This is a genomic window from Yersinia hibernica (assembly GCF_004124235.1).
Lineage (GTDB): Bacteria > Pseudomonadota > Gammaproteobacteria > Enterobacterales > Enterobacteriaceae > Yersinia > Yersinia hibernica.
Map to the genome: position 1 here is coordinate 2,824,063 of NZ_CP032487.1, position 21,837 is coordinate 2,845,899.

Here is a 21,837-nt window from a genome sequence, read left to right on the forward strand (position 1 = left end):
AATACCGACTAAACTTATCCCGAGAAAATTTATGGATAGGTTCTTATTCGATAAGGAGTTAATTATGTTACAAACCACTGTGTTGGCCTTACACGGCCTCTCCTGTATGAATTGTGCCAAACGGGTCAAAACGGCATTAGAAAGTCGTGAAGATGTTCATCATGCAGAAGTAAATGTTCACTACGCCAAAGTGACTGGCGAGGCCGAAGCCACGACACTTATCGATACGGTCAAACAGGCGGGTTATCAGGCAGAAAAAGCGCAAACCCCCGATATTGAGTTACAGCTTTCGGGTTTGAGTTGCGGGCATTGCATTGAATCGACTCGCAAAGCACTGGAAGCTGTTGCCGGCGTCATTGCCGCAGATGTCACACTCGAGAGTGCCAAGGTGTATGGCAAAGTTGAGGCACAAGCCTTGATTGATGCCGTGGAACAAGCCGGTTATCACGCCACATTAGCAGGGGCGCATGCCCCAAAAACTGAGCCGCTGACTCACTCAGCCCCATCACAGCCGGAATCCCTGGCAGCGGCCTCTTCTACGGTTCCGGCAACAACATCAGCGGCAGCACCCGCCACCAGTGATAGCGACAGTGTTCAGTTGCTACTGACCGGAATGAGCTGCGCCAGTTGTGTATCCAAAGTACAAAATGCACTGGAAAGTGTTGAGGGGGTCGAGGTTGCTCGCGTCAATCTGGCCGAGCGCAGTGCCTTAGTCACCGGGCACCCGAGCAATGAAGCCCTCATCGCTGCGGTCAAAAACGCCGGATATGGTGCTGAAATTATTGAAGATGAAGCGGAGCGACGCGAGCGCCAGCAGCAAATGTCGCAAGCCAGTATGAAGCGCTTCCAATGGCAAGCCGCACTCGGGCTATTATTGGGTATCCCATTGATGGGATGGGGATTATTTGGCGGTAGCATGACGCTAACCCCCGCAAGCCAAACCCCGTGGCTAATTATCGGGATAATCACCCTGCTGGTGATGGTCTTCGCGGGCGGCCACTTTTATCGTAATGCTTGGGTTAGCCTGAAAAATGGCAGCGCCACTATGGATACCTTGGTGGCATTGGGCACCGGCGCGGCATGGATTTACTCCATCACAGTGAACATCTGGCCGGATGTTTTCCCGATGGAAGCGCGCCATCTTTATTATGAAGCCAGCGCCATGATTATCGGCTTAATTAATCTTGGTCATGCCATGGAACAACGCGCCAGACAGCGCTCGTCAAATGCACTGGAGCGCCTGCTAGATTTAGCGCCACCTACAGCACGGCTGGTGAGCGATGAGGGCGAGAAACTCATCCCATTGGTTGATGTGCAACTGGGCATGATCCTGCGCTTGACCACCGGTGACCGTGTCCCGGTTGATGGGGAGATTGTGCAAGGTGAAGTGTGGATGGATGAGGCCATGTTGACCGGCGAACCTATCCCACAGCAAAAGTCAGCGGGTGATGTCGTCCACGCTGGGACACAAGTTCAGGATGGTTCCGTGCTGTTTCGCGCCAATGCTATCGGCAGTCAGACAACATTAGCGCGCATCATCAAACTGGTTCGTCAGGCCCAAAGCAGTAAACCAGAAATCGGTAAACTGGCCGATAGAATCTCCGCGGTATTTGTGCCAACCGTGGTCGCGATTGCGGTTATCGCCGGGCTGATTTGGTATTTCTTCGGCCCGCAACCGCAGTTGGTCTACACCTTGGTGGTCGCCACGACAGTGCTGATTATCGCCTGCCCTTGTGCCCTTGGGCTAGCAACACCCATGTCGATTATCTCCGGTGTTGGCCGCGCGGCAGAGTTTGGCGTGTTAGTGCGGGATGCGGATGCATTGCAGCAAGCCAGCAACCTCGACACCTTAGTGTTCGACAAAACCGGCACTCTGACCGAAGGACATCCACAAGTGGTGGCGATTCATACTTTTAACGGCGTCAGTGAGCAGCAAGCACTGACATGGGCCGCCGCACTGGAAACCGGTTCCAATCACCCACTGGCGCGCGCCATTTTGCAGCGGGCCGAGGGGCTAACACTGGCGACGGTAGATCAATTCCGCACATTGCGCGGTTTAGGGGTCAGTGGTGAAGTCGATGGCGTGCCATTATTGCTGGGGAATAATCGCCTGCTGGAGGAGGAACAAATTGATACCCGCGAGTTGCAATCATTAATGCTACAGCAAGCAGCAACGGGGGCGACGCCGGTTATTCTGACGGCACGGGGCAAACCGGCGGCATTGTTATCTATCCGCGACCCGCTGCGCAGTGACAGTGTCAGCGCGCTGCAACGTTTGCACCAGTTAGGATACAACTTGGTAATGTTAACCGGTGATAATCCCATTACCGCGAATGCCATTGCCAAAGAAGCCGGTATTGATAGGGTGATCGCCGGTGTCCTGCCGGATGGCAAAGCCGAAGCCATCAAGCAACTGCAAGCCGCCGGACATAAAGTGGCAATGATTGGCGACGGAATCAATGATGCCCCCGCACTGGCACAAGCCGATGTCGGCATTGCCATGGGCGGCGGCAGTGATATTGCGATTGAAACTGCGGCCATCACCCTGATGCGCCATAGCCTGCATGGGGTGGCGGATGCTGTTGAGTTAGCCAAAGCCACATTGCGCAATATGAAGCAAAATCTGTTAGGGGCATTTTTCTATAATGCGCTGGGGATCCCCATTGCGGCGGGTATTCTGTTCCCATTCACCGGGACATTACTCAGCCCAGTCGTCGCCGGCGCGGCCATGGCTCTGTCATCCATTACCGTGGTCAGTAATGCCAACCGCTTGTTGCGTTTTAAACCTAAGCAGTAATTAGGAACCGAATGGCACACACCCCTTTATTGTGTGCCATTTAGCGTTTAGCATGTTAAGAAACGCTAATAAGGGAACTCGATGGGCCAATTATTACGCCACCTTGCAAAATTTCTGGGCATAACAGCCCCGACAACCTACACCTACCCTGCACTAGACATGACTTTACCCGGTGGACGTCACTTTCACCTGGTTGGCAGCATTCATATGGGAACCGAGGGTATGTTCCCGCTGCCCCACGAGTTATTAAATAAATTGAATCAGGCCAACGCACTGATTGTAGAAGCAGATATCACTGAAACAACCCCACCATTCGGAAACGATAATCTCAGCCCCCCTTTAATTGACCGGTTATCTGAAGAAGACTATCAACAATTGCTGCAACGTTGCGAAGAGCTGGACAGTGACCCGCAGTTCATGGCCTTGCTGCCCGCATGGCAAGTTGCCTTGATGTTACAGGCCCGCCAAGCCCAGCGCTTAGGGCTACGCGGCGAATACGGCATCGATTATCAATTATTGAAAGCCGCCGCTGCGCAGGAGAAAACAGTGATTGAGCTGGAAGGCGCACAAATGCAGCTCGACTTACTGGCGACCCTGCCCGATAACGGCATGTCATTGTTAAAAGACACCTTAACCCATTGGCACACCAACGCCCGCCTGCTGCAAACCATGATGGGCTGGTGGCTGGAGCACCGCCCGGTAAATGACTTGGCCACTCTGGCCCCCACTTTCAGCCAAGGTCTATACGACGTGTTGATGATTCAGCGCAACAAACGCTGGCAACAGCAGCTCGAACAGTTACCCGCCGGGCACTATGTGGTCGCGGTCGGAGCATTGCATTTATATGGCGAAGGCAACCTACCTGAATTATTGAAACCCAACCATCATTAAAAATCCGAAAAAAATGGCCGATATCACTATCGGCCAGTCAAAGAGGAATTTTCATTATTTTAATTATTCAGCACTCATATTCCTTGCGGATAATATGAGCAGCAACTATAGGGTAGCAACCTGATGATTAGATTAGCAACTGACATTCATCATATATCGTGCCGCGCGCGATCATTGCACTGATTTTGTTGGATTAATTTTTAACCTACGACAATGATTGCGTGTAGGATATCCCACTTGAATAAATTTTCATTTTTAATTGGACGTTTATGATGACACCTGCCGTCGTTTTGCTGGAAAAACAAAAAGTTACTTTCACTTTACACCCCTATCACCATGATGCAGCAGAAACCCATTTCGGTGATGAAGCAGTCAAAAAACTGGGCCTCAATGCGGATCAAGTTTATAAAACATTATTGGTCGCCTTAAATGGTGATGCCAAAAATATGGCAGTTGCCGTCACCCCCGTTGCCACTCAACTTGACCTCAAAAAAGTGGCGCGAGCACTGGGGGCCAAAAAGGCCGAAATGGCTGATCCGCAATTAGCACAGCGCAGCACCGGCTATTTAGTCGGCGGCATCAGTCCATTGGGGCAAAAAAAACGCCTGCCCACCGTGATTGACAGCTCAGCGCAAGAATACGCGACTATCTTTGTTTCCGGCGGTAAACGCGGCTTAGATATTGAATTAGCAGCAACGGATCTATGCCGTTTGCTGCAAGGTACATTTGCCGATATTGCCAAGCGGGATTAATCGTAACCAGCATTGAGTAATTGACCAGTGTTGAACGTGGCAAGTTTCACAGAAATATGTTTGAAAAATCACCAGCCAGACGCGGCGGCCTCTTATCAATACGGTGAGCTCAGGCCTTAAAACAAAACTGGGATGACATACACCGCTTAAGATGCATATCATCCCAATTAATTACAGTTACTTATAAACAATCTCACCTTGCGGCTGATACTGATTAACATCCAGTGGAGAGTGCTTTTCAATATACTGTTTTAGAACTTCTGCATCAATAAAGCCGGTATTCACGTAGCCCGGTAAGGTAGCAATCTTCGGATAGCCATCCCCGCCTAACGCGTTAAAATTCAATGTCGCCAGACGATAAGTTTTATTGGCGTCCAGCGGTTTCCCTTGGATTTTCACGTCGCTGACACCATGGCCATCAGCCACTAAGCTAACGTTGGAAAATTGAGCATAAGCACCTGAATCTACTTTCTTATTTGCCACCACAGCTAGATATTTCTCAATGTCGCCGCCTTTCATATCGGCATAAACTAAGGTATTACCAAATGGTTGAACCTTGAGAACATCTTTATAGGTGATATCACCGGCGTCAATAGAGTCACGAATACCGCCACCACTCATCACTGCAAAGTCAGCACCAGCTCGTTCCATTTGTGCGGCCAATAGCACGCGTGCCAAATTAGTTTGCTCGAAACGAACTTTACTGCGATCTCCCTCGAGTTTGCCATTCACGCTGCCGATTTTAACCTCCAGCTGCGCCTTGCCCTGCTCTTCAAACGGCGTTAGGAGTTTTAGCATTGATGGGTCTTGCGCAATCTGTTGCGTATACAAGACGCGCTCACTGCGCCCATCCGCTTGCTCAACTTTTTGCTTTAAATTGATCGGAATTAACTGATAATTCACTAACTGCAACTCACCATTACGGAATTTGAAATCAGCCCGCCCCACATATTTGCCCCACTCATGCGCCTGCACAATCCAAGTACCATTCTGCCGGTCTGGAACACAAGGCGTACCCGGCACATAATCAGCCTGCTTACGGTTTTCACTGGCCATACAGACGGGATCTTGTGAGTGCCCCCCGACAATCATATCCAGATAACCTGCAGGTAAGCTGCGCGCCATTTCGACATCACCCGGCGCATTAGAGCCATGTTTGCCATCATCATAATGCCCCATATGAGTAGCAGCGATAATAATGTCAGGCTTTTCGGTTTTTCTCAGCTGAGAGACAACTTGCTCCGCTTCAACGGCTGGGACGCGAAATTCAATATCAGTGAAATACTCGGGATTACCGATCTTAGCGGTATCGTCAGTGGTTAAACCAATTACAGCAATTTTCACACCTTGTTTATCAAACAGAGCATAAGGTTTGAATAACCGCTGCTGAGTGCTTTTTTGATAAATATTAGCTGACAATAATGGGAAAGTTGCCCACTTTTCCTGCTGGCGCAACACTCTCAGCGGGTTATCAAACTCATGATTGCCAATGGCCATGGCATCATAACCGACCAGATTCATGCCGCGGAAATCAGGCTCGGCATCCTGTAAATCAGATTCTGGTACACCGGTGTTAATATCCCCACCGGAGAGCAGCAACAGGCTTCCTCCCTCTGCGGCCACTTGTTTGCGAATGTCATCAACTAAGGTTTTCTGAGCCGCTAGACCATATTCGCCGTGATCATTTTGCCAAAAGTGCCCATGGTGATCGTTGGTATGCAGTATGGTGATATCGTAAGTTTTATCTTTCTCCCAAGCCGCTGCCCATCCCGGTGCAAACGCTAGCGATGCAGCCAAAGCATATGCTGTGGTTGATAATGAAAAACGCATGGCAAATCTCCATATTGTCGTTAAAACTAACCAGCTCAGGGCCAGCTTAATCAGTGAAAATGAGGTAATGCATACCAATACCATGATAAATCAAAGTGATACAGTGACACGGTTCATATTGTAATGTAATGACGCATGGAAGAATTTCAGAACATTGCTATATATATCAAATTGTCTCTGCTGTAGTAAAAATCATTCGTTCTGCATAGTATGTATTTATTACCAATTCATTATTAACAGTGAAATTATTAGGCGAATACTCACTATGACCGATCGTTCTGAGACTGAATTCCAGCCCTCCGTTAATACCACTGTAAAACGCACTTCCTTCTCTATATTGGGTGCTATTAGCGTATCTCACTTGCTCAACGACATGATCCAGTCGCTGATTCTGGCGATTTATCCTCTACTGCAAGCTGAATTTTCACTGAGTTTTGCACAAATTGGTTTAATCACACTCACTTACCAGCTTACCGCCTCGTTATTACAGCCATTGATTGGCCTCTATACTGATAAACATCCGCAGCCCTATTCACTGCCAATAGGGATGGGTTTCACCCTATCGGGCATCTTGTTGCTTGCGGTAGCCACATCGTTCCCCATTGTTTTACTGGCGGCTGCACTGGTCGGCACCGGTTCTTCAGTCTTCCACCCAGAATCCTCACGAGTCGCCCGCATGGCCTCCGGTGGCCGCCATGGTATGGCTCAGTCTATTTTCCAGGTCGGGGGTAACTTCGGCAGCGCGCTGGGGCCGCTATTAGCCGCTATCCTTATTGCCCCTTATGGCAAAGGCAATGTGGGCTGGTTTTCACTCGCCGCATTACTGGCTATTGTGGTGCTATTGCAGGTCAGTAAATGGTACCAACAGCAACAAAGAGCAGCACATGGCAAGCTAATAAAGGCCTCATCGGCAAAAGTGCTGCCTAAAAAGACGGTTATTAGCGCGTTAGTTATCTTGATGGTACTGATATTCTCTAAATACTTCTATTTGACGAGCATTAGCAGCTATTACACCTTTTATCTGATGCATAGGTTCGGTGTTTCGGTACAAAATGCTCAAATACATTTATTTGTATTCTTATTCGCAGTTGCCGCCGGCACCATCATTGGCGGCCCTCTTGGCGATAGGATAGGCCGGAAATATGTTATTTGGGGGTCAATATTAGGTGTAGCGCCATTTACCCTTATTTTACCCTATGCATCTCTGTATTGGACTGGGGTTTTGACCGTGATAATTGGGGTTATCCTTGCCTCTGCCTTCTCTGCCATACTGGTGTATGCACAGGAGCTTATACCAGGGAAAGTGGGGATGGTTTCCGGCCTATTCTTCGGTTTTGCTTTCGGTATGGGCGGGTTAGGTGCGGCTCTACTAGGATATGTCGCTGATTTAACCAGTATTGAATTGGTTTATCAAATATGTGCATTCTTACCATTACTGGGGATATTAACGGTCTTCCTGCCTAATATAGAAGATAAGTAATAGTAATAACCTTATAATCCCGACTGAGATAGCAGTTTCAGTTGGGAGATTTCCCTGCGAAATAGAGATAGAAACAGCAAATCCCCCACAAACAACCACTTCAAACAATTTCCATGCCAAAGCTGACTTTTATCGATAAAAAATTAATTTTTATCGCGCATTGATCGCATAAATGCAATAAACTGATGTTATTGCTGTTAAATGCTTGCTGCCCTGGCTATATCCCACCGATTTCACGATGCAGGAAGACAGCCAGTGAATGAATCCCGATGAACTTACTCAGGTAAGTGATTGAACGCAGCCAACACGCCTGCAACTAAGAAGATGGCAGGTATAATGAGAAGGAGTCTGGATGCACCACTCAACACCCTTAATTACCACGATCGTCGGAGGCCTTGTTCTCGCCTTCCTCTTGGGCACCTTGGCTCACCGCCTGCGCATCTCACCACTGGTGGGGTACCTCGCCGCAGGGGTGCTGGCCGGGCCATTTACGCCAGGTTTCGTTGCTGATACCTCATTAGCACCAGAGCTGGCTGAAATTGGTGTTATCTTGTTGATGTTTGGTGTCGGACTTCACTTCTCGCTTAAAGACCTTCTCGCAGTAAAATCAATCGCAATCCCCGGAGCAGTGGCACAAATCGCCGTCGCCACCTTGCTGGGAATGGGCTTGTCTCATTTATTAGGTTGGGATTTGATGACTGGTTTTGTCTTCGGCCTTTGTCTATCAACCGCCAGCACCGTGGTATTACTGCGCGCACTCGAAGAACGGCAACTCATTGATAGCCAACGAGGGCAGATTGCTATTGGCTGGTTGATTGTCGAAGATTTGGCGATGGTGCTCACACTGGTGCTATTACCCGCCTTTGCGGGGGTGATGGGGAACGAAACCACCAGTTTGAGCCAGTTATTCACCGAATTGGCGATAACCATTGGTAAAGTGATTGCTTTCATTACCCTAATGATTGTCGTTGGCCGCCGGTTGGTGCCCTGGATACTGGCTAAAACCGCCAGTACCGGCTCCCGTGAATTGTTTACCTTAGCGGTGCTGGTATTAGCGCTCGGGATTGCTTACGGCGCTGTAGGCTTGTTCGATGTATCCTTTGCTCTTGGCGCATTCTTCGCCGGAATGGTATTGAACGAATCTGAACTCAGTCATCGCGCAGCACAAGACACCCTGCCACTACGCGATGCCTTTGCCGTCCTGTTCTTCGTGTCAGTTGGGATGCTGTTCGACCCCATGATTTTAATACGTGAACCTTTAGCGGTACTGGCCTCCCTGGCAATTATCATCTTCGGTAAATCAGCCGCCGCATTCATATTAGTGCGGATGTTTGGCCATTCAAAACGCACGGCACTCACCATTTCTGTCAGCTTGGCACAAATCGGTGAATTCGCCTTTATTCTGGCAGGACTTGGGATTTCTCTTGGTTTAATGTCAGAACATGGCCGCAACTTGGTATTGGCTGGAGCAATCTTATCCATCATGCTCAATCCGTTGCTTTTCACCCTACTCGATCGCTATTTAGCCAAGAATGAGACAATGGAAGATCTTATTTTGGAAGAAGCAGTAGAAGAGGAAAAACAGATCCCTGTCGATTTATGCAACCATGCATTATTAGTGGGTTATGGCCGAGTCGGCAGCTTATTAGGTGCCAAACTGCATGCGGAAGGTATTCCATTAGTGGTCATCGAGAACTCTCGGCCAAGAGTCGAAGCGCTGCGTGAACAAGGTATTAATGCCGTATTAGGCAATGCTGCCAGCGCAGATATTATGTCACTGGCGCGCTTAGATTGCGCACGTTGGCTATTACTGACCATTCCAAATGGCTACGAAGCGGGGGAAATTGTCGCATCGGCTAGAATTAAACGGCCTGATCTTGAGATAATTGCTCGTGCGCATTATGACGATGAAGTGGTTTATATCTCAGAGCGCGGTGCAAACCAAGTTGTTATGGGCGAACGTGAAATTGCTAATAGCATGCTTAATATGCTGAAGATAGAAACACTGACGGAAGAAGACAAACGCCCACTTTGCCCAATTTAAAAGTCTTCCGTAACGAACCACAATATAAACAAAAAGGGCCGGCAGATGCGGGCCCTTTTTATTATCTGATGTTGGATTATCTTTCCCAGTACGACTCTTCCAAACTGTCTTCTCGTTCTGGCAAACCACGAGTTAAACGCGGCGAATGCTGATTCAATACTTGGTAACTCACGCGATTCGCGTATTTACACACTTGCGCCAATGAAGAGTAACTAAGATAGCTACGAACATGTTTGCTAGAGTTAGGAACATTATTACGATGATAACCATTAGCCGCAATGTCGTGCAGCACGGCGGATAATGCACCATCGCCAGCCCCATTTGTATTCATTATTTTCTCAGGCCCCCCCATATAAGGGGCGATATGAGAATAAATACGTAATGGATTATCACAATGCTCTTTACGCATTGCTCGGCTGAACTCATACAGATTAAATTCGGCAATAGCGCCAGGCAATAAAGGATGCTGAGTTTGCCGCTTATTGGCTTCTTCCGTATAACCCGCCATATAAAGCCCATTTGGGCCTGCGGTACAAAGCACTAAATCAACCCAATTCAAAGCCATATCTGATGCCATCAGAGGATCATTCAACCCCGTCAGTTCATAAGCTTCATCTTCATTCATCGCAACGATAGAAACATGCTCTTTGAGAAAATCACGCCACCACTGAGGATTATCTGCAATGACGTATTTCGTTCCAAGGGTCATCACCACGGGGACATTATATTTCTTCGCATAGTTGATTGCTTGCATGGTCGCATCGGGCATGGGCTCACCCGGTTTGCAGCGCACCAGATAAGCAGTAAGAACCAATGCCGAGGCACCCGCAATAATATCTTCAGGAATACTTTCTGGCCGTAGCTGATTCATTTGGCCGGGGCTGATTGCAAATGTCCGCTCACCATTATCTGTAATTAAAGTAAAACAGCGGCCAATCGCGCCATCAACAGCCTGTAAGTAGTTCAAATCAGTACGGCTTGAGGTATTACATAGGTAACGATAGGCATAACTGCCAATTTTGATATTACTGCACATCGTACCCAGCAAAATAGAGCGGTCATCGGCTAACACAGAATAATTGTGCAACGTATTACCAATAGTCCCACCGGCAAATTCATGAGTGATTAATCCATTAGCTGCTAGCTCCTGATAAAGACACTCGGCAACATCATCCTCGATAACCAAAGAATGCCCTTGGCTAAGGCCATAACGGGTAATAAAGCCCTCATCAACCTTGGCTTCAATATCAACCAGCGTCTGGTCAATGCCCACAATATAGGACGTGCTCACTTCATTCTCTGCCTGTGCCGGTTGCAATAAAGGATCACGGGCATTAACAGGAAAATAGTGCTTAGATTTGCGTTTACCAGGAAATTTCATTGTTGTTTATTAAAAATTAGAAATGAAAAGAGAGTGAATTTTAGCACAACTAACCGGATATTCAGCGAACATAGCCATTGGGATTCAATTGCTGCCACTTCCATGCATCTGCCAACATATCGGTTAAAGTTCTTCTAGCTTTCCAGCCTAACTCTTTAAAAGCAAGCTCTGCGCTCGCCCAACACTCGGCGATATCTCCAGGACGACGAGCTACAATTTCATACGGAATCTTTTTGCCTGATATACGTTCAAACTCTGTTACCATCTGTAGCACAGAATATCCAACACCCGACCCAAGATTATAAGCCTTAAATCCTGGCGCGAGCTTATTAAGTGCACAAATATGCCCCTCAGCAAGATCCATAACATGGATATAATCTCGAACACCTGAACCATCAACAGTAGAATAATCATTACCGTAAACAGCCAATTTCGGTAGTTTTCCTATCGCTACTTGAGTAATAAAAGGCAATAAGTTGTTAGGTTTACCATTCGGATCTTCACCAATCAAACCTGAACTATGGGCACCAACAGGATTAAAATATCGTAATGCTCTGATGGCAAAATCCGGATGAGCAATAGAAAAATCCTTCAATATCTGTTCAACCATCACCTTTGATGAACCATAAGGGTTTGTGGTGCCACCAATACGGGCGTTTTCAGTGAGAGGAACAAATTCAGGATCTCCGTACACAGTGGCAGATGAGCTAAATATTAATTTTCTTATATCAGCAAGCACCATTTCCTCAAGCAACACTATCGAACCGGTAACATTATTTTGGTAATACTCAATCGGTTTAACAACAGACTCGCCAACTGATTTCAAACCCGCAAAATGAATAACCGCATCAATTTTATGCGCAGAAAATATCTGCTTAAGACATTTTCTATCTAATATATCACCTTGATAGAACACTGCCGTGCGACCCGTAATTTTAGATACGCGTAGCAATGACTCAGCAGACGCATTAGATAAATTATCTAATACAACGACATCCTCACCATTCTCTAAGAGAGTTAATACTGTGTGTGACCCAATATAACCAGCACCACCAGTTACTAAAATAGTCATAACTTACCTATTAATCTTTTGAGGAACCAAGACATACTTTATCGCCCAAGAATAATTTCTCTGCATTTATCTTTCACGTTATTTATATCAAATTTATTCTTTTGCTTCTGAGCTGCTTTATAAAATGAATCATAATTAGTAAATACATTTCTCAGAGCAGCCTCTAACTCTTCAGCCGTATTCCCAATTAAAATTCCATTTTGATCAACAACCTCACTACAACCACCTACATCACTCAAAATAACCGGCAAACTGGCGCTGGTGGCCTCGATTGCTGCCATGGGCAAGCCTTCACTTTCTGATGTTAACACAAACACATCATACTCATTAAACTTGTCAAATCCTTTAATCTCACCATAGAAATGAATATTGTCATAGTTACCATATTCACTGTTAAGATCTTGATAGTATTCACCATCGCCAACAATATCGAGATCATATTGAGGGTTAGCAGCAACAACTTTTAAAATTAAATCAGGGCGTTTGGGATAAGCTAACCGACAGACATAAATAATTTTATTCTGACATGGTCGGTTTGGCCGCTTAGCTAAAGGGGTTATAGCATTAAGCTGAGTTATTATCTTCTCCGGTTTAATACCAATAATCTTAACTGCTTTCTCTGCATCACTCTGAGAGACACACCACACAACGTCTGTAATATGCGACAGTAACTTTTCAATATAACAAAATATAAACTTCAATATATTGCCATTGTAAATACATGACCATCCATGAGAAACATACACACCACGAAAACGTAAAAATAAACGAGCTAAGCGACTATAAAGACCTGCATTGGCCGAGCTGGACACAACAACATCAACTTTATTTTCTTTAAGCGCTTTATACAAAACGTAAACAGCCTTAATGCTGGCCATTTTTCTGATCTCAGGAATAATAATGACCTTATCACAGACAATCGTTTCAGTTAACCAACCTGGTTCCGAGGTTATCAAGATAATCTTACAATCATCTTTGAGTAGTTTAACTTGCTCTAATACCCAACCTTGAGCACCACCTATGATTGATTTAGTAATGACAAATGCAACATTCTTCATATCAATTCCATAAACAATAAAAGGAAACCATGATTAGAGAGCGACCTCAACACTGTTAGTGAACAGCAGTATTTTTTGAATTTTCGTCATGCGTTTTTTGCCAAACGACATCACAGATACCATCTGTTGGCTGAAATCCAGCCGGTGCTTCTAATAATAAAGAACGAATGCATTCATAATTAAAGTCATTGCAGGCGGTTTCAATTCTGTTAAGAAGAGAATGTAGTTTATCCCATTCAAGCATGACTTCAGTTGCTGTCATAATTCGGGGATGAAAAGTATTCTGTACTGATTCACCGATCAATAATTCTTCATATAACTTTTCGCCCGGCCGCAACCCCGAAATCTCTATTGCAATATCACCATCAGGGTTTTCATTACTTTTAATCGAAAGGCCTGAAAGGTTAATCATCCGCTTGGCCAAATCAATAATCTTAACGGGATCGCCCATATCTAATACGAAAACATCACCGCCTTGCCCCATAGCTCCTGCTTGAATAACAAGTTGAGCAGCTTCAGGGATAGTCATAAAGTAGCGAATAATATCTTTATGAGTGAGAGTTATCGGCCCCCCTTCGGCAATTTGCTTCTTAAAGAGGGGAACAACAGAGCCAGATGAACCTAAAACATTACCAAAACGGACCATGCAAAATTTTGTTTTACCTTGCTCTTGCGATAATGCCTGTAACACAAGTTCTGCCATTCTTTTGGTCGCCCCCATGGTATTCGTGGGCCGAACAGCCTTATCTGTAGAAATTAAAACAAATTTTTCCACTCCGGACTTAATCGCCGCTTTCGCACAATAAAGGGTACCAAATATATTGTTTCTTACCCCCTCAATCACATTATTTTCAACAAGGGGCACGTGCTTATAAGCAGCAGCATGGTAAACAGTATTGACCTGAAAACTAGACATTACTTGGACTAACCGTTTTTCACTCTGTACGGAACCAAGTAGTGCGAAAAACTGAGTCTCAATGTTATGATTTTTACATATTGCCGCTATTTCATTCTCGATGGAATAAAGTGAAAACTCAGAAATATCAAACAGAACTAATAAACTCGGCTTCTCCATAATAATTTGCCGACATAGCTCAGAACCAATGGATCCCCCTGCCCCAGTCACCATCACAGCTTTGCCTGTTATATTCTTGGCCAGTAATTTTTTATCAGGCTCTACTGGGTCTCTGCCAAGTAACTCTTCGATTGAGACTTTCTTTAAACTACTGATTTGTGCCCGACCTTCAACTAAATCGGACATACCCGGAATAGATAAAACTTCACAAGAAAGATTTTCAAGTTTACCAACAACAGCTCTACGCTGACTTTGGCTAACACTTGGCATGGCGAGTAGTATTTTTTTAACACCGTAGCGCCCAATCAAATATTCTAGTTTTTCAGAAGGATAAACCGTGACACCATGAATAACAGCTTTATGTAATTTTGGATTATCGTCCACAAAGGCAATTGGAAAATATTCGCTGGCTTGCATAAGGGCAGGAACTAATTGCCGGCCTGAAGCACCAGCACCATATATAACAACAGGAATCTGCCCTTTAACCCCATAATTTAACAACATTCTAAAGAACAACCGCGAACCACATATCAGTACTAGTGAAAAAACAAAGAACATAACTGATACGGTTCGGGGTAGGTATACCCCTAAGAAATAGGAACCTGATACCAGTAATCCAGAGGATAGTATGACGCCAATCATTACAGTAGTGACAATTTTTGCACTAACATAACGTAATACTGTTCGATATAAGCCAAGTCGGACATACACTAATAGGGTGGGTGGTATAATGACCGCCAAAGCAACCCACTGTTCAATACTGGTAAAGGGGCTATCTACATCCAGGCGAACCCAAAAAGCACCCCAATATGCCAAAGCAATTAAAATCGTATCTAACAACAGCATGATGACGCGCTTGACGGGCCTTGGAAGCGATAAGATAAACACGAGAAACATAAGATCAACCCTAAGACGGAATACGCCATTTTTAACAATGGGCAATTAAATTCATTTACCTGGCTATAAATTAAAGTCGATTAGTCATTATTAACACCAGCATTGAGTTTATAATCGATACATATAAGAGGCATATAGGAAATAATGAGCGCTATTATTGGATTGACAATGCCCATCCCAACTAACATCGCAATAGGAAACAGCCAAATGATATTGATAGCAATTGCAGATAAAGTTACGGGTAAATGACGTTTGAATCTTCGAGACGCGATTTGGTAACCATGACTTCTATGAGCTTCATATACTTTAAAACCACCAATAATTCTGCGTACCAAAGTCCATGTAGCATCAACAATGAATAAACCCAATAAAATTAACCAACAGAAGAAGAATTTTGTTTCTATCCAACCCGCACTTATCGCTAAAGAGCCGATAATTAATCCGAGGAAACCACTCCCGGCATCACCCATGAATATTTTAGCTGGTGGGAAATTCCAAAGTAAAAAACCTAAAACAGTGCTAGCAAGTAACCCAAGCACTAGATAATGACTCAACTCTATATGGTTATCACTCATAAAATAAATGATAATTGCGCCAATACAGGCTGTTACCGCCTGTGAACTTGCTAAGCCATCAATACCATCCATGAAATTGTAGAGATTTAACATCCATACTAAAAATAACAAGCCAAATAAGTTGCCTAATATCCCCAAATCAATAATAAATCCAGCCACTGTTAATATGGGGAAGCCACCTAAGCAGAATAATAAAAATGCCGCAGTAGCAAAATGGGCCAGAAGGCGCCAGCGGGCAGCAATATGCCCATGGTCATCCCAGAAACCCACCAGCGCAATAACTCCACCTGAGATAACCACGCCTACCGCAGGTAAAAGTGGTAGATAACCTTGAAAATAGAAAATAATTATTCCGACCAGGAAACTAATAACTATAGCTACCCCACCCCCTCTAGGGGTTGGAGTAACATGCGAGCTACGCGAGTTAGGTGTATCAATAATATTATTCTTTAATGCATAGAGTCGTAATAAATACGTTAATCCTGCTGATGTAAGAAAGAATACAAATAGTAATATTATTAAATCAGACATTTTAACCCCAAATTTCTTTAATAGTCATGGGAACTATAAATACACCTTTATAATACTGCGATTCCAAACAAAGTTTAGCTATTGTGAGAGTATTGAGTATATATAGATGTCCAACGGTCAATTATTTTCTCAATGGAATTTCTTTGTATAATTCGCTCTCTCACCTTATGACCTAATATTTCTTTTTCTTCATCAGGTAAATTTATCATTTTATCTATTTCCTGAGATAACATTTTAGGATTTTTAATTGGAACAATGGAACCGCAATCGCCTAAGGCCTCAGTGATACCACCGGCATCGGTAGCTACGATCATTTTCTTACATGCCATCGCTTCAGTTATCACTAGTGGGAAACCTTCCCATTCAGAGGAAAGCACGAATATATCCGCAGCACACATTAATTGTCGGATATCATCTCTGTGTCCAAGGAATGTCACATACTCTTCAATACCAAACTCTTTTGCCATGCTTTTAAGCTGATTATCAAGATGACCTGTTCCGACGATAAAGAGTCGGGGGGATTTTTGATAGTTATTGTCTTTAATAAGCAAAGAAAAAGCAGTTAATAAGTTTGGATAATCTTTTGCTTCTGTTAGTCTCCCTACACTGAGAAGTATTGGAGTATCATCTAATATACCTAACTCTAATCTCTTCGCTTGCCTGTCATTCATTGAAAAATCAAACTGAGAAGCATCAATACCATTTGAGACAACAATCATTCTGCCAGAACTCGAGGCCCCTTTACGAATAAAGGACTCAACGGCATCCTGACTAACATTGGTTGAAAGAGAAGCCAGCTTGTCAGTATATTTGTATGCTAGCATTCGTAATGAACTTCCTTCATTGGTATTATGTGCTGTGCATATTAAAACAGGTATTTTGGTGAAAATACGTAAAATTCGAGAAAATAAGTTAGCATGAAACATATGGCTATGAACAACATCTGGTTTGAATTTCTTCATTATTCCCCGAACTTTAAATAATCCTTTAAATAAACTAAAAGGCGTTTTTTCTAATTTTAGTTCTATCAATTTAACGCCATCACCGGGTTTAACTAAAGTTTCGCCAGTCAACGAAATTATCATAACATTATGCCCCGCCTCATACATTTTATTGGCGATCAAGACAGTTTGTTTCTCGGCTCCACCCATACCAAGCCCAGTGATAATATACAATAAGTTCACTATTAACCTCTTGTTATTGCTTATTTATATCGAGAAAAATTATAATTAATGACTCTGTTTTTTAATTATGTTTAGTTAAGATATTAAAAATGAATTAAATCTCATTTATCAATTTTGTCCATTGCGGACCTATTGTCACTTCTATTTTATATTTCTCTGCATTTTCCAAAGATCTTAGTGACATTGTTTCTCTCAATTCTTCATTGTTCATCAGTATAAGTAGTTGCTGAGTAAAAGCATCACTGTTTGCAAAGGGGATAAGAAAGCCGTCATTATTATTAATAATCAATTCTGAAGGGCCGGTATCACAATCATATGCAATTATTGGTAACCCGCTCGCTTTAGCTTCAAGTAGCACCATGGGGAAACCTTCAAATCGAGAAGTCATTGCATAAATGCTAGATTGGTCATATAAATCATTCACATGAGGAGTTGATGGCAGCAATTCGACATTATTTAAATTCAACTCTTTAATCTTATCTAATAACAACGTTTTATCTTCACCATCTCCAGCAATGATAAGTTTCCAGTGGTTATTTTTCTTTTCTACCTTAGCCCAAATATCGAGCAGAAGATCAAAACCCTTCTGATAATTTAATCGCCCTAATGCTAAAACTTTTTGTGCATTTTTTTTAGTTAATTTATTTTTAGGCTCAAAAGGCAATGGATTGGCTATAGCGATTATTTTTTCAGGATATTGGTTTTTCTCTAGCCAGTAGCCACGATCCTTCTCAGTTAGAGTCACAACTGCATCAGAATATCTGGCAGCTACTTTTCTAGCAAGCTTACGCGATTTTATATTTAGATTACTTTTATAGTTAAAATGCTCCCACGATATATGCTTTATCTCGGTACCTAATAAAGCGGTTGTACTGAACAATGCTAACATTGTATCAACATCGATCAGAATATCGATTGATTCAGTTTTTAAGATACGACGTAATCTAAAGACAACAGAAAGATAGGCAATAGAAAAACGTTTTTTTTCCTCAAAAAGTGAGACTAATTTTATATTCTCATCGACATAAAAATTAGGAGGAGTATTGCCACTTAAGCTGATAATAACAACCTGATAGCCATTTTTAACAAGATAATTTGCGAGCGCTAAACTGACTCGTTCAGTTCCACCGGTATGGCTTATATCACCACCAAAGAAAGCAACCTTTTTCATAGAATAATTATTGCCTTTTAATTTTATTAATTATTGCACCAGGTAAAGTAACAATTTTAACCAAAATAGAAGATTTAGTCTGGTCAATATACTTACTATCCATCATAGCTAAAGCCTGATTAATTCTTAAAACAGATTTTATAAAATCTAATGGACGGGATAGCCACAACTTTAGCGGTACATTTTCTAATAAAGCTTTACGAGAAATATAATGCCCTGCAGCATGTTTTTTTATCGACGATTTACTTAGCCTATTATTTTTTTCATCATCAAAAAAAATACGCACTGGAATTGAGCTATAATAAAAACTATATTTTTTAGCCACATTACTATAAAACCAAATTTCCGGAATAAAATTGATACCAGGTTTGACAGGATATAAATAATTTTTGATTAATTCTGTTTTAAAAAAGTCGATTCGCTCACCGCGAATTCCGGAGGAAAATTCATCAAACCATGAATTTTTTTTATCCCCATTAGATAAATAGCAGTTATTAGGCTGTAATGTCTCTGAATTTATCGATATTGCCCTGATGCCTATAATTTCATTATCGTCAAATACTGTACTCATTGTCAGTAATTTACTGATAGAGTCAGTCACAAGGGCGTCATCAGAATCCAACCCGATAAAATATTCTCCGTGCGCATTCTCTAGCGCTGCATTCCATGCGGCTTGCTTCCCATTATTACTTTGATAGATATAGTTTATTTTTATTCTTTTTTCATTTTGAAATTCTCTAACCACATCACGCGTATTATCTGTGGAGCCATCATCAACTATTAACCACTCTATATCATCTCTATTTTGTTCTAGAATAGAAAGATAGCAACGTTTTAATAGATGTGCTCTATTGAATGTAGGTGTAAATATAGTGACTGCAGTCATTTATTTTTCACCTCATGTTCAACAGATGAAACCAATCTAAAAAATAATTTATATTTAAATATGTAATATAAAATAGACTTTAGTTTCCCCGAATGAAGAATGGCTTTTAATGGAACAATTTCATAAGCTTTATTGTAACTTTCTAAGGCTCGGGATTTATTAATATGATAGATTCTGGCGCATTTTGAAACATGAGACAAAAATACGCTCGCTAAAACCACCGCCCAATATTTACTATTATTTTTTAAGTATTGATCTGTAAACCTGACTAACCCGAACTCACTATCATCAAGGTCGGATATATATATATTTTTAGTAATACTGCTCGATACTTGTCTATATTGTACAATTAAATCTTTGCATTCAAATATTGATTTACATTTATTAATTAATATAGGAAGGAGTAATTGGTCTTCAAATCGTCGGCCAATATCAAAATTAATCCCATTAAAAATATCTCTATTGAAGATACAACGCCATACATAAAACATTTCACTCTCTGCTATTCTCAATTTTACAGAATCAAGATTATCGACAGTTAATTTATTTTCTTTTATTAACTTAAATGCTTTTTCTTTATCGTCTATAATTTCGCTGTAATTAAAAATCAAGCCATCAGATGAATTAGCTCGAATAACTTCCTTGATAGTGTGATAAATATCATCACACCACAAATCATCAGCATCTAAGAAAGTAATATATCTTCCACTAGAGGTCGATATTCCTTTATTTCTAACAACAGAGATACCCGCATTTTCTTGTGCTATATAAACAAACTCAAAATTTTCACTGTATTTTTTTATAATATCTGCTGAGTTGTCAGTTGAACCATCATTAATAATGATGACTTCTAAGGTATTATCCCATTGTGAAAACACTGAAGCTAAACACGAATCAAGATATTTATCAGCATTATATACGGGTATAATCAGTGAGAGTAATTTTTTATTATCCATTTTTATTTCTCGCAAGAATTTCAAATAGTAGTTTCTTTCTCTTAAGAATGATAGCCAAGCATATAAAGGATAATGCCTCAATAGTAATAATTGAAACCACCCCACCCACTGCACCATATTTAGATGCAAGATATGCGCAGAGAGGTATATGAATTACGGCAGAAATCATGGGTAAAATAGTATAAGAGGCTTTATGTCCATGTGGGAGTAAAATATAATTACCAAGAACAGTTGATTGAATCACTAATAAATAAACAGGAGAGAATAAAATCAGTAACCTAGATACCTCTGAATACTCATGGCCAAACATAATCCTGGTAATTAATTTAGAAAAAATAATCACAAATATAGTTATAACGATGCATAGAGCCCCTTGCCAATAAAAAATCTTTCTAATGAGTGCATAAGCTTCATTTTTTTTACTGACTAATAAGGAGTTTATTCTCGGATAAAATGCATTTCCTAAGACGAGAAAGACCCCCAGAATAGCACCTTTTACTCTATCTGCCGCTGTGAATATACTTACCTCATAGACATTACTGAATATACCAATGATAATTGTAGTGCTCATGGTATAAAGACTAATGGAAAGTGTTGCACAGAATATTGGGAATGAGTCTTTTAGGGTATGTGAGACTCTTAGACTGGAGAACTTGACTGTCCTGACTAGTTTTTTTCGATATATATATATTATAGCTATAATACCAGCCAGTAAGTTCATTGATGATTGGATCATCACTGCATATTTAACATCAGCATCACTGTGTACAAATATAAAGAATAGCGGCAGCATCGATAGTTTTGCCACTATCATTAGATTTGTTACAACAGACAGTTTTTCTATTCCTTGGAAAAACCATATTGGCATTAATGTCGTACCTATTAACATAAGTACTGTATAAATCAATTCACGTTGAATAACAGCATGTGAATTAGTCGCAAGAAGTAAAATAACAATTAAAATTGAGATTAAGCATAATATAGATTTTGAAAACAGTGTTTCAAAGAAAACCTTAGATATATATTCTGGATTATCTTGATGTTCAGCTATTTTCTTTGATGCTGATAAATTAAAGCCAAAATCAATTAAAATAACAAAATATTGGGCTAATGAAAGTGTAAGACTATAGACCCCAAACCCTTCGACTCCTAAAACACGAGTTAAGTAGGGTAATGTTAAAAGAGGAATAATATAGTTACTACCCTGCAATAGCAGTAAAGAAAAAATATTTCTTCGTAACACTGACATTTAAATTT

At 42.2% G+C, this 21,837-nt stretch carries 16 protein-coding genes; 5 read left to right on the plus strand and 11 right to left on the minus strand.

All coding sequences use genetic code 11. The features are described 5' to 3' along the window. Positions 1–64: 64 nt before the first annotated feature. The 3 genes from copA to ybaK all read left to right on the plus strand — a co-directional run bounded on the left by copA (position 65) and on the right by ybaK (position 4,440). Positions 65–2,797, plus strand: a complete 2,733-nt coding sequence (gene copA / locus D5F51_RS13420) for a copper-exporting P-type ATPase CopA (RefSeq protein WP_129197280.1) — start codon at positions 65–67, stop codon at positions 2,795–2,797. A gap of 81 nt (positions 2,798–2,878) precedes the next feature. Then, positions 2,879–3,688, plus strand: coding sequence for a TraB/GumN family protein (locus tag D5F51_RS13425; RefSeq protein ID WP_025377470.1), 810 nt, complete (start codon positions 2,879–2,881; stop codon positions 3,686–3,688). A 272-nt stretch (positions 3,689–3,960) separates the two neighbouring features. Then, positions 3,961–4,440 carry a Cys-tRNA(Pro)/Cys-tRNA(Cys) deacylase YbaK gene (ybaK, locus tag D5F51_RS13430; RefSeq protein WP_087768865.1) on the plus strand — a complete coding sequence of 160 codons (480 nt, stop codon included), beginning with the start codon at positions 3,961–3,963 and terminating at the stop codon, positions 4,438–4,440. Between the two features lie 177 nt (positions 4,441–4,617). Here the strand turns inward: ybaK and ushA are convergent, their stop codons facing one another. Then, on the minus strand, positions 4,618–6,270 hold the full coding sequence (gene ushA / locus D5F51_RS13435) for a bifunctional UDP-sugar hydrolase/5'-nucleotidase UshA (protein ID WP_129197282.1): 1,653 nt from the start codon (positions 6,268–6,270) through the stop codon (positions 4,618–4,620). A 265-nt stretch (positions 6,271–6,535) separates the two neighbouring features. Here ushA and rosA point away from each other — a divergent pair, with 265 nt between their 5' ends. After that, positions 6,536–7,750, plus strand: a complete 1,215-nt coding sequence (gene rosA / locus D5F51_RS13440) for an MFS transporter RosA (protein ID WP_129197284.1) — start codon at positions 6,536–6,538, stop codon at positions 7,748–7,750. A 352-nt stretch (positions 7,751–8,102) separates the two neighbouring features. Continuing rightward, complete coding sequence (ybaL, locus tag D5F51_RS13445; protein WP_025377466.1) at positions 8,103–9,794, plus strand: YbaL family putative K(+) efflux transporter; 1,692 nt, start codon at positions 8,103–8,105, stop codon at positions 9,792–9,794. Positions 9,795–9,870: 76 nt separating this feature from the next. Here ybaL and D5F51_RS13450 read toward each other — a convergent pair whose 3' ends face one another. The 10 genes from D5F51_RS13450 to D5F51_RS13495 form a co-directional block, all read right to left on the minus strand. Continuing rightward, positions 9,871–11,175 carry an inosine/guanosine kinase gene (locus D5F51_RS13450; RefSeq protein ID WP_025377465.1) on the minus strand — a complete coding sequence of 435 codons (1,305 nt, stop codon included), beginning with the start codon at positions 11,173–11,175 and terminating at the stop codon, positions 9,871–9,873. A 61-nt stretch (positions 11,176–11,236) separates the two neighbouring features. Continuing rightward, positions 11,237–12,247, minus strand: coding sequence for a UDP-glucose 4-epimerase GalE (galE, locus tag D5F51_RS13455; RefSeq protein WP_129197287.1), 1,011 nt, complete (start codon positions 12,245–12,247; stop codon positions 11,237–11,239). A 38-nt stretch (positions 12,248–12,285) separates the two neighbouring features. Then, positions 12,286–13,305: a glycosyltransferase gene (locus tag D5F51_RS13460; protein WP_129197289.1), complete on the minus strand. Its 1,020-nt coding sequence runs from the start codon at positions 13,303–13,305 to the stop codon at positions 12,286–12,288. A gap of 55 nt (positions 13,306–13,360) precedes the next feature. Further along, positions 13,361–15,226 carry a polysaccharide biosynthesis protein gene (locus tag D5F51_RS13465; protein WP_281279602.1) on the minus strand — a complete coding sequence of 622 codons (1,866 nt, stop codon included), beginning with the start codon at positions 15,224–15,226 and terminating at the stop codon, positions 13,361–13,363. 131 nt (positions 15,227–15,357) lie between these two features. Beyond that, positions 15,358–16,383 (minus strand): MraY family glycosyltransferase, encoded by a 1,026-nt coding sequence (locus D5F51_RS13470; RefSeq protein WP_129197293.1) that lies wholly within the window; start codon positions 16,381–16,383, stop codon positions 15,358–15,360. Between the two features lie 74 nt (positions 16,384–16,457). Next, entirely contained in the window at positions 16,458–17,567 is a 1,110-nt protein-coding gene (locus D5F51_RS13475) for a glycosyltransferase (RefSeq protein WP_129197295.1), read from the minus strand. Between the two features lie 94 nt (positions 17,568–17,661). Beyond that, positions 17,662–18,738: a glycosyltransferase family 4 protein gene (locus tag D5F51_RS13480; protein ID WP_129197297.1), complete on the minus strand. Its 1,077-nt coding sequence runs from the start codon at positions 18,736–18,738 to the stop codon at positions 17,662–17,664. A 7-nt stretch (positions 18,739–18,745) separates the two neighbouring features. Continuing rightward, a complete protein-coding gene (locus tag D5F51_RS13485; protein WP_129197299.1) occupies positions 18,746–19,624 on the minus strand; it encodes a glycosyltransferase family 2 protein in 879 nt (292 codons plus the stop codon). Next, complete coding sequence (locus D5F51_RS13490; RefSeq protein ID WP_129197301.1) at positions 19,621–20,580, minus strand: glycosyltransferase; 960 nt, start codon at positions 20,578–20,580, stop codon at positions 19,621–19,623. The genes D5F51_RS13485 and D5F51_RS13490 overlap by 4 nt, the downstream gene beginning before the upstream one ends. Continuing rightward, on the minus strand, positions 20,573–21,829 hold the full coding sequence (locus D5F51_RS13495) for an oligosaccharide flippase family protein (protein WP_129197303.1): 1,257 nt from the start codon (positions 21,827–21,829) through the stop codon (positions 20,573–20,575). Before D5F51_RS13495 ends, D5F51_RS13490 begins: the two co-directional genes overlap by 8 nt. Positions 21,830–21,837: the final 8 nt, after the last annotated feature.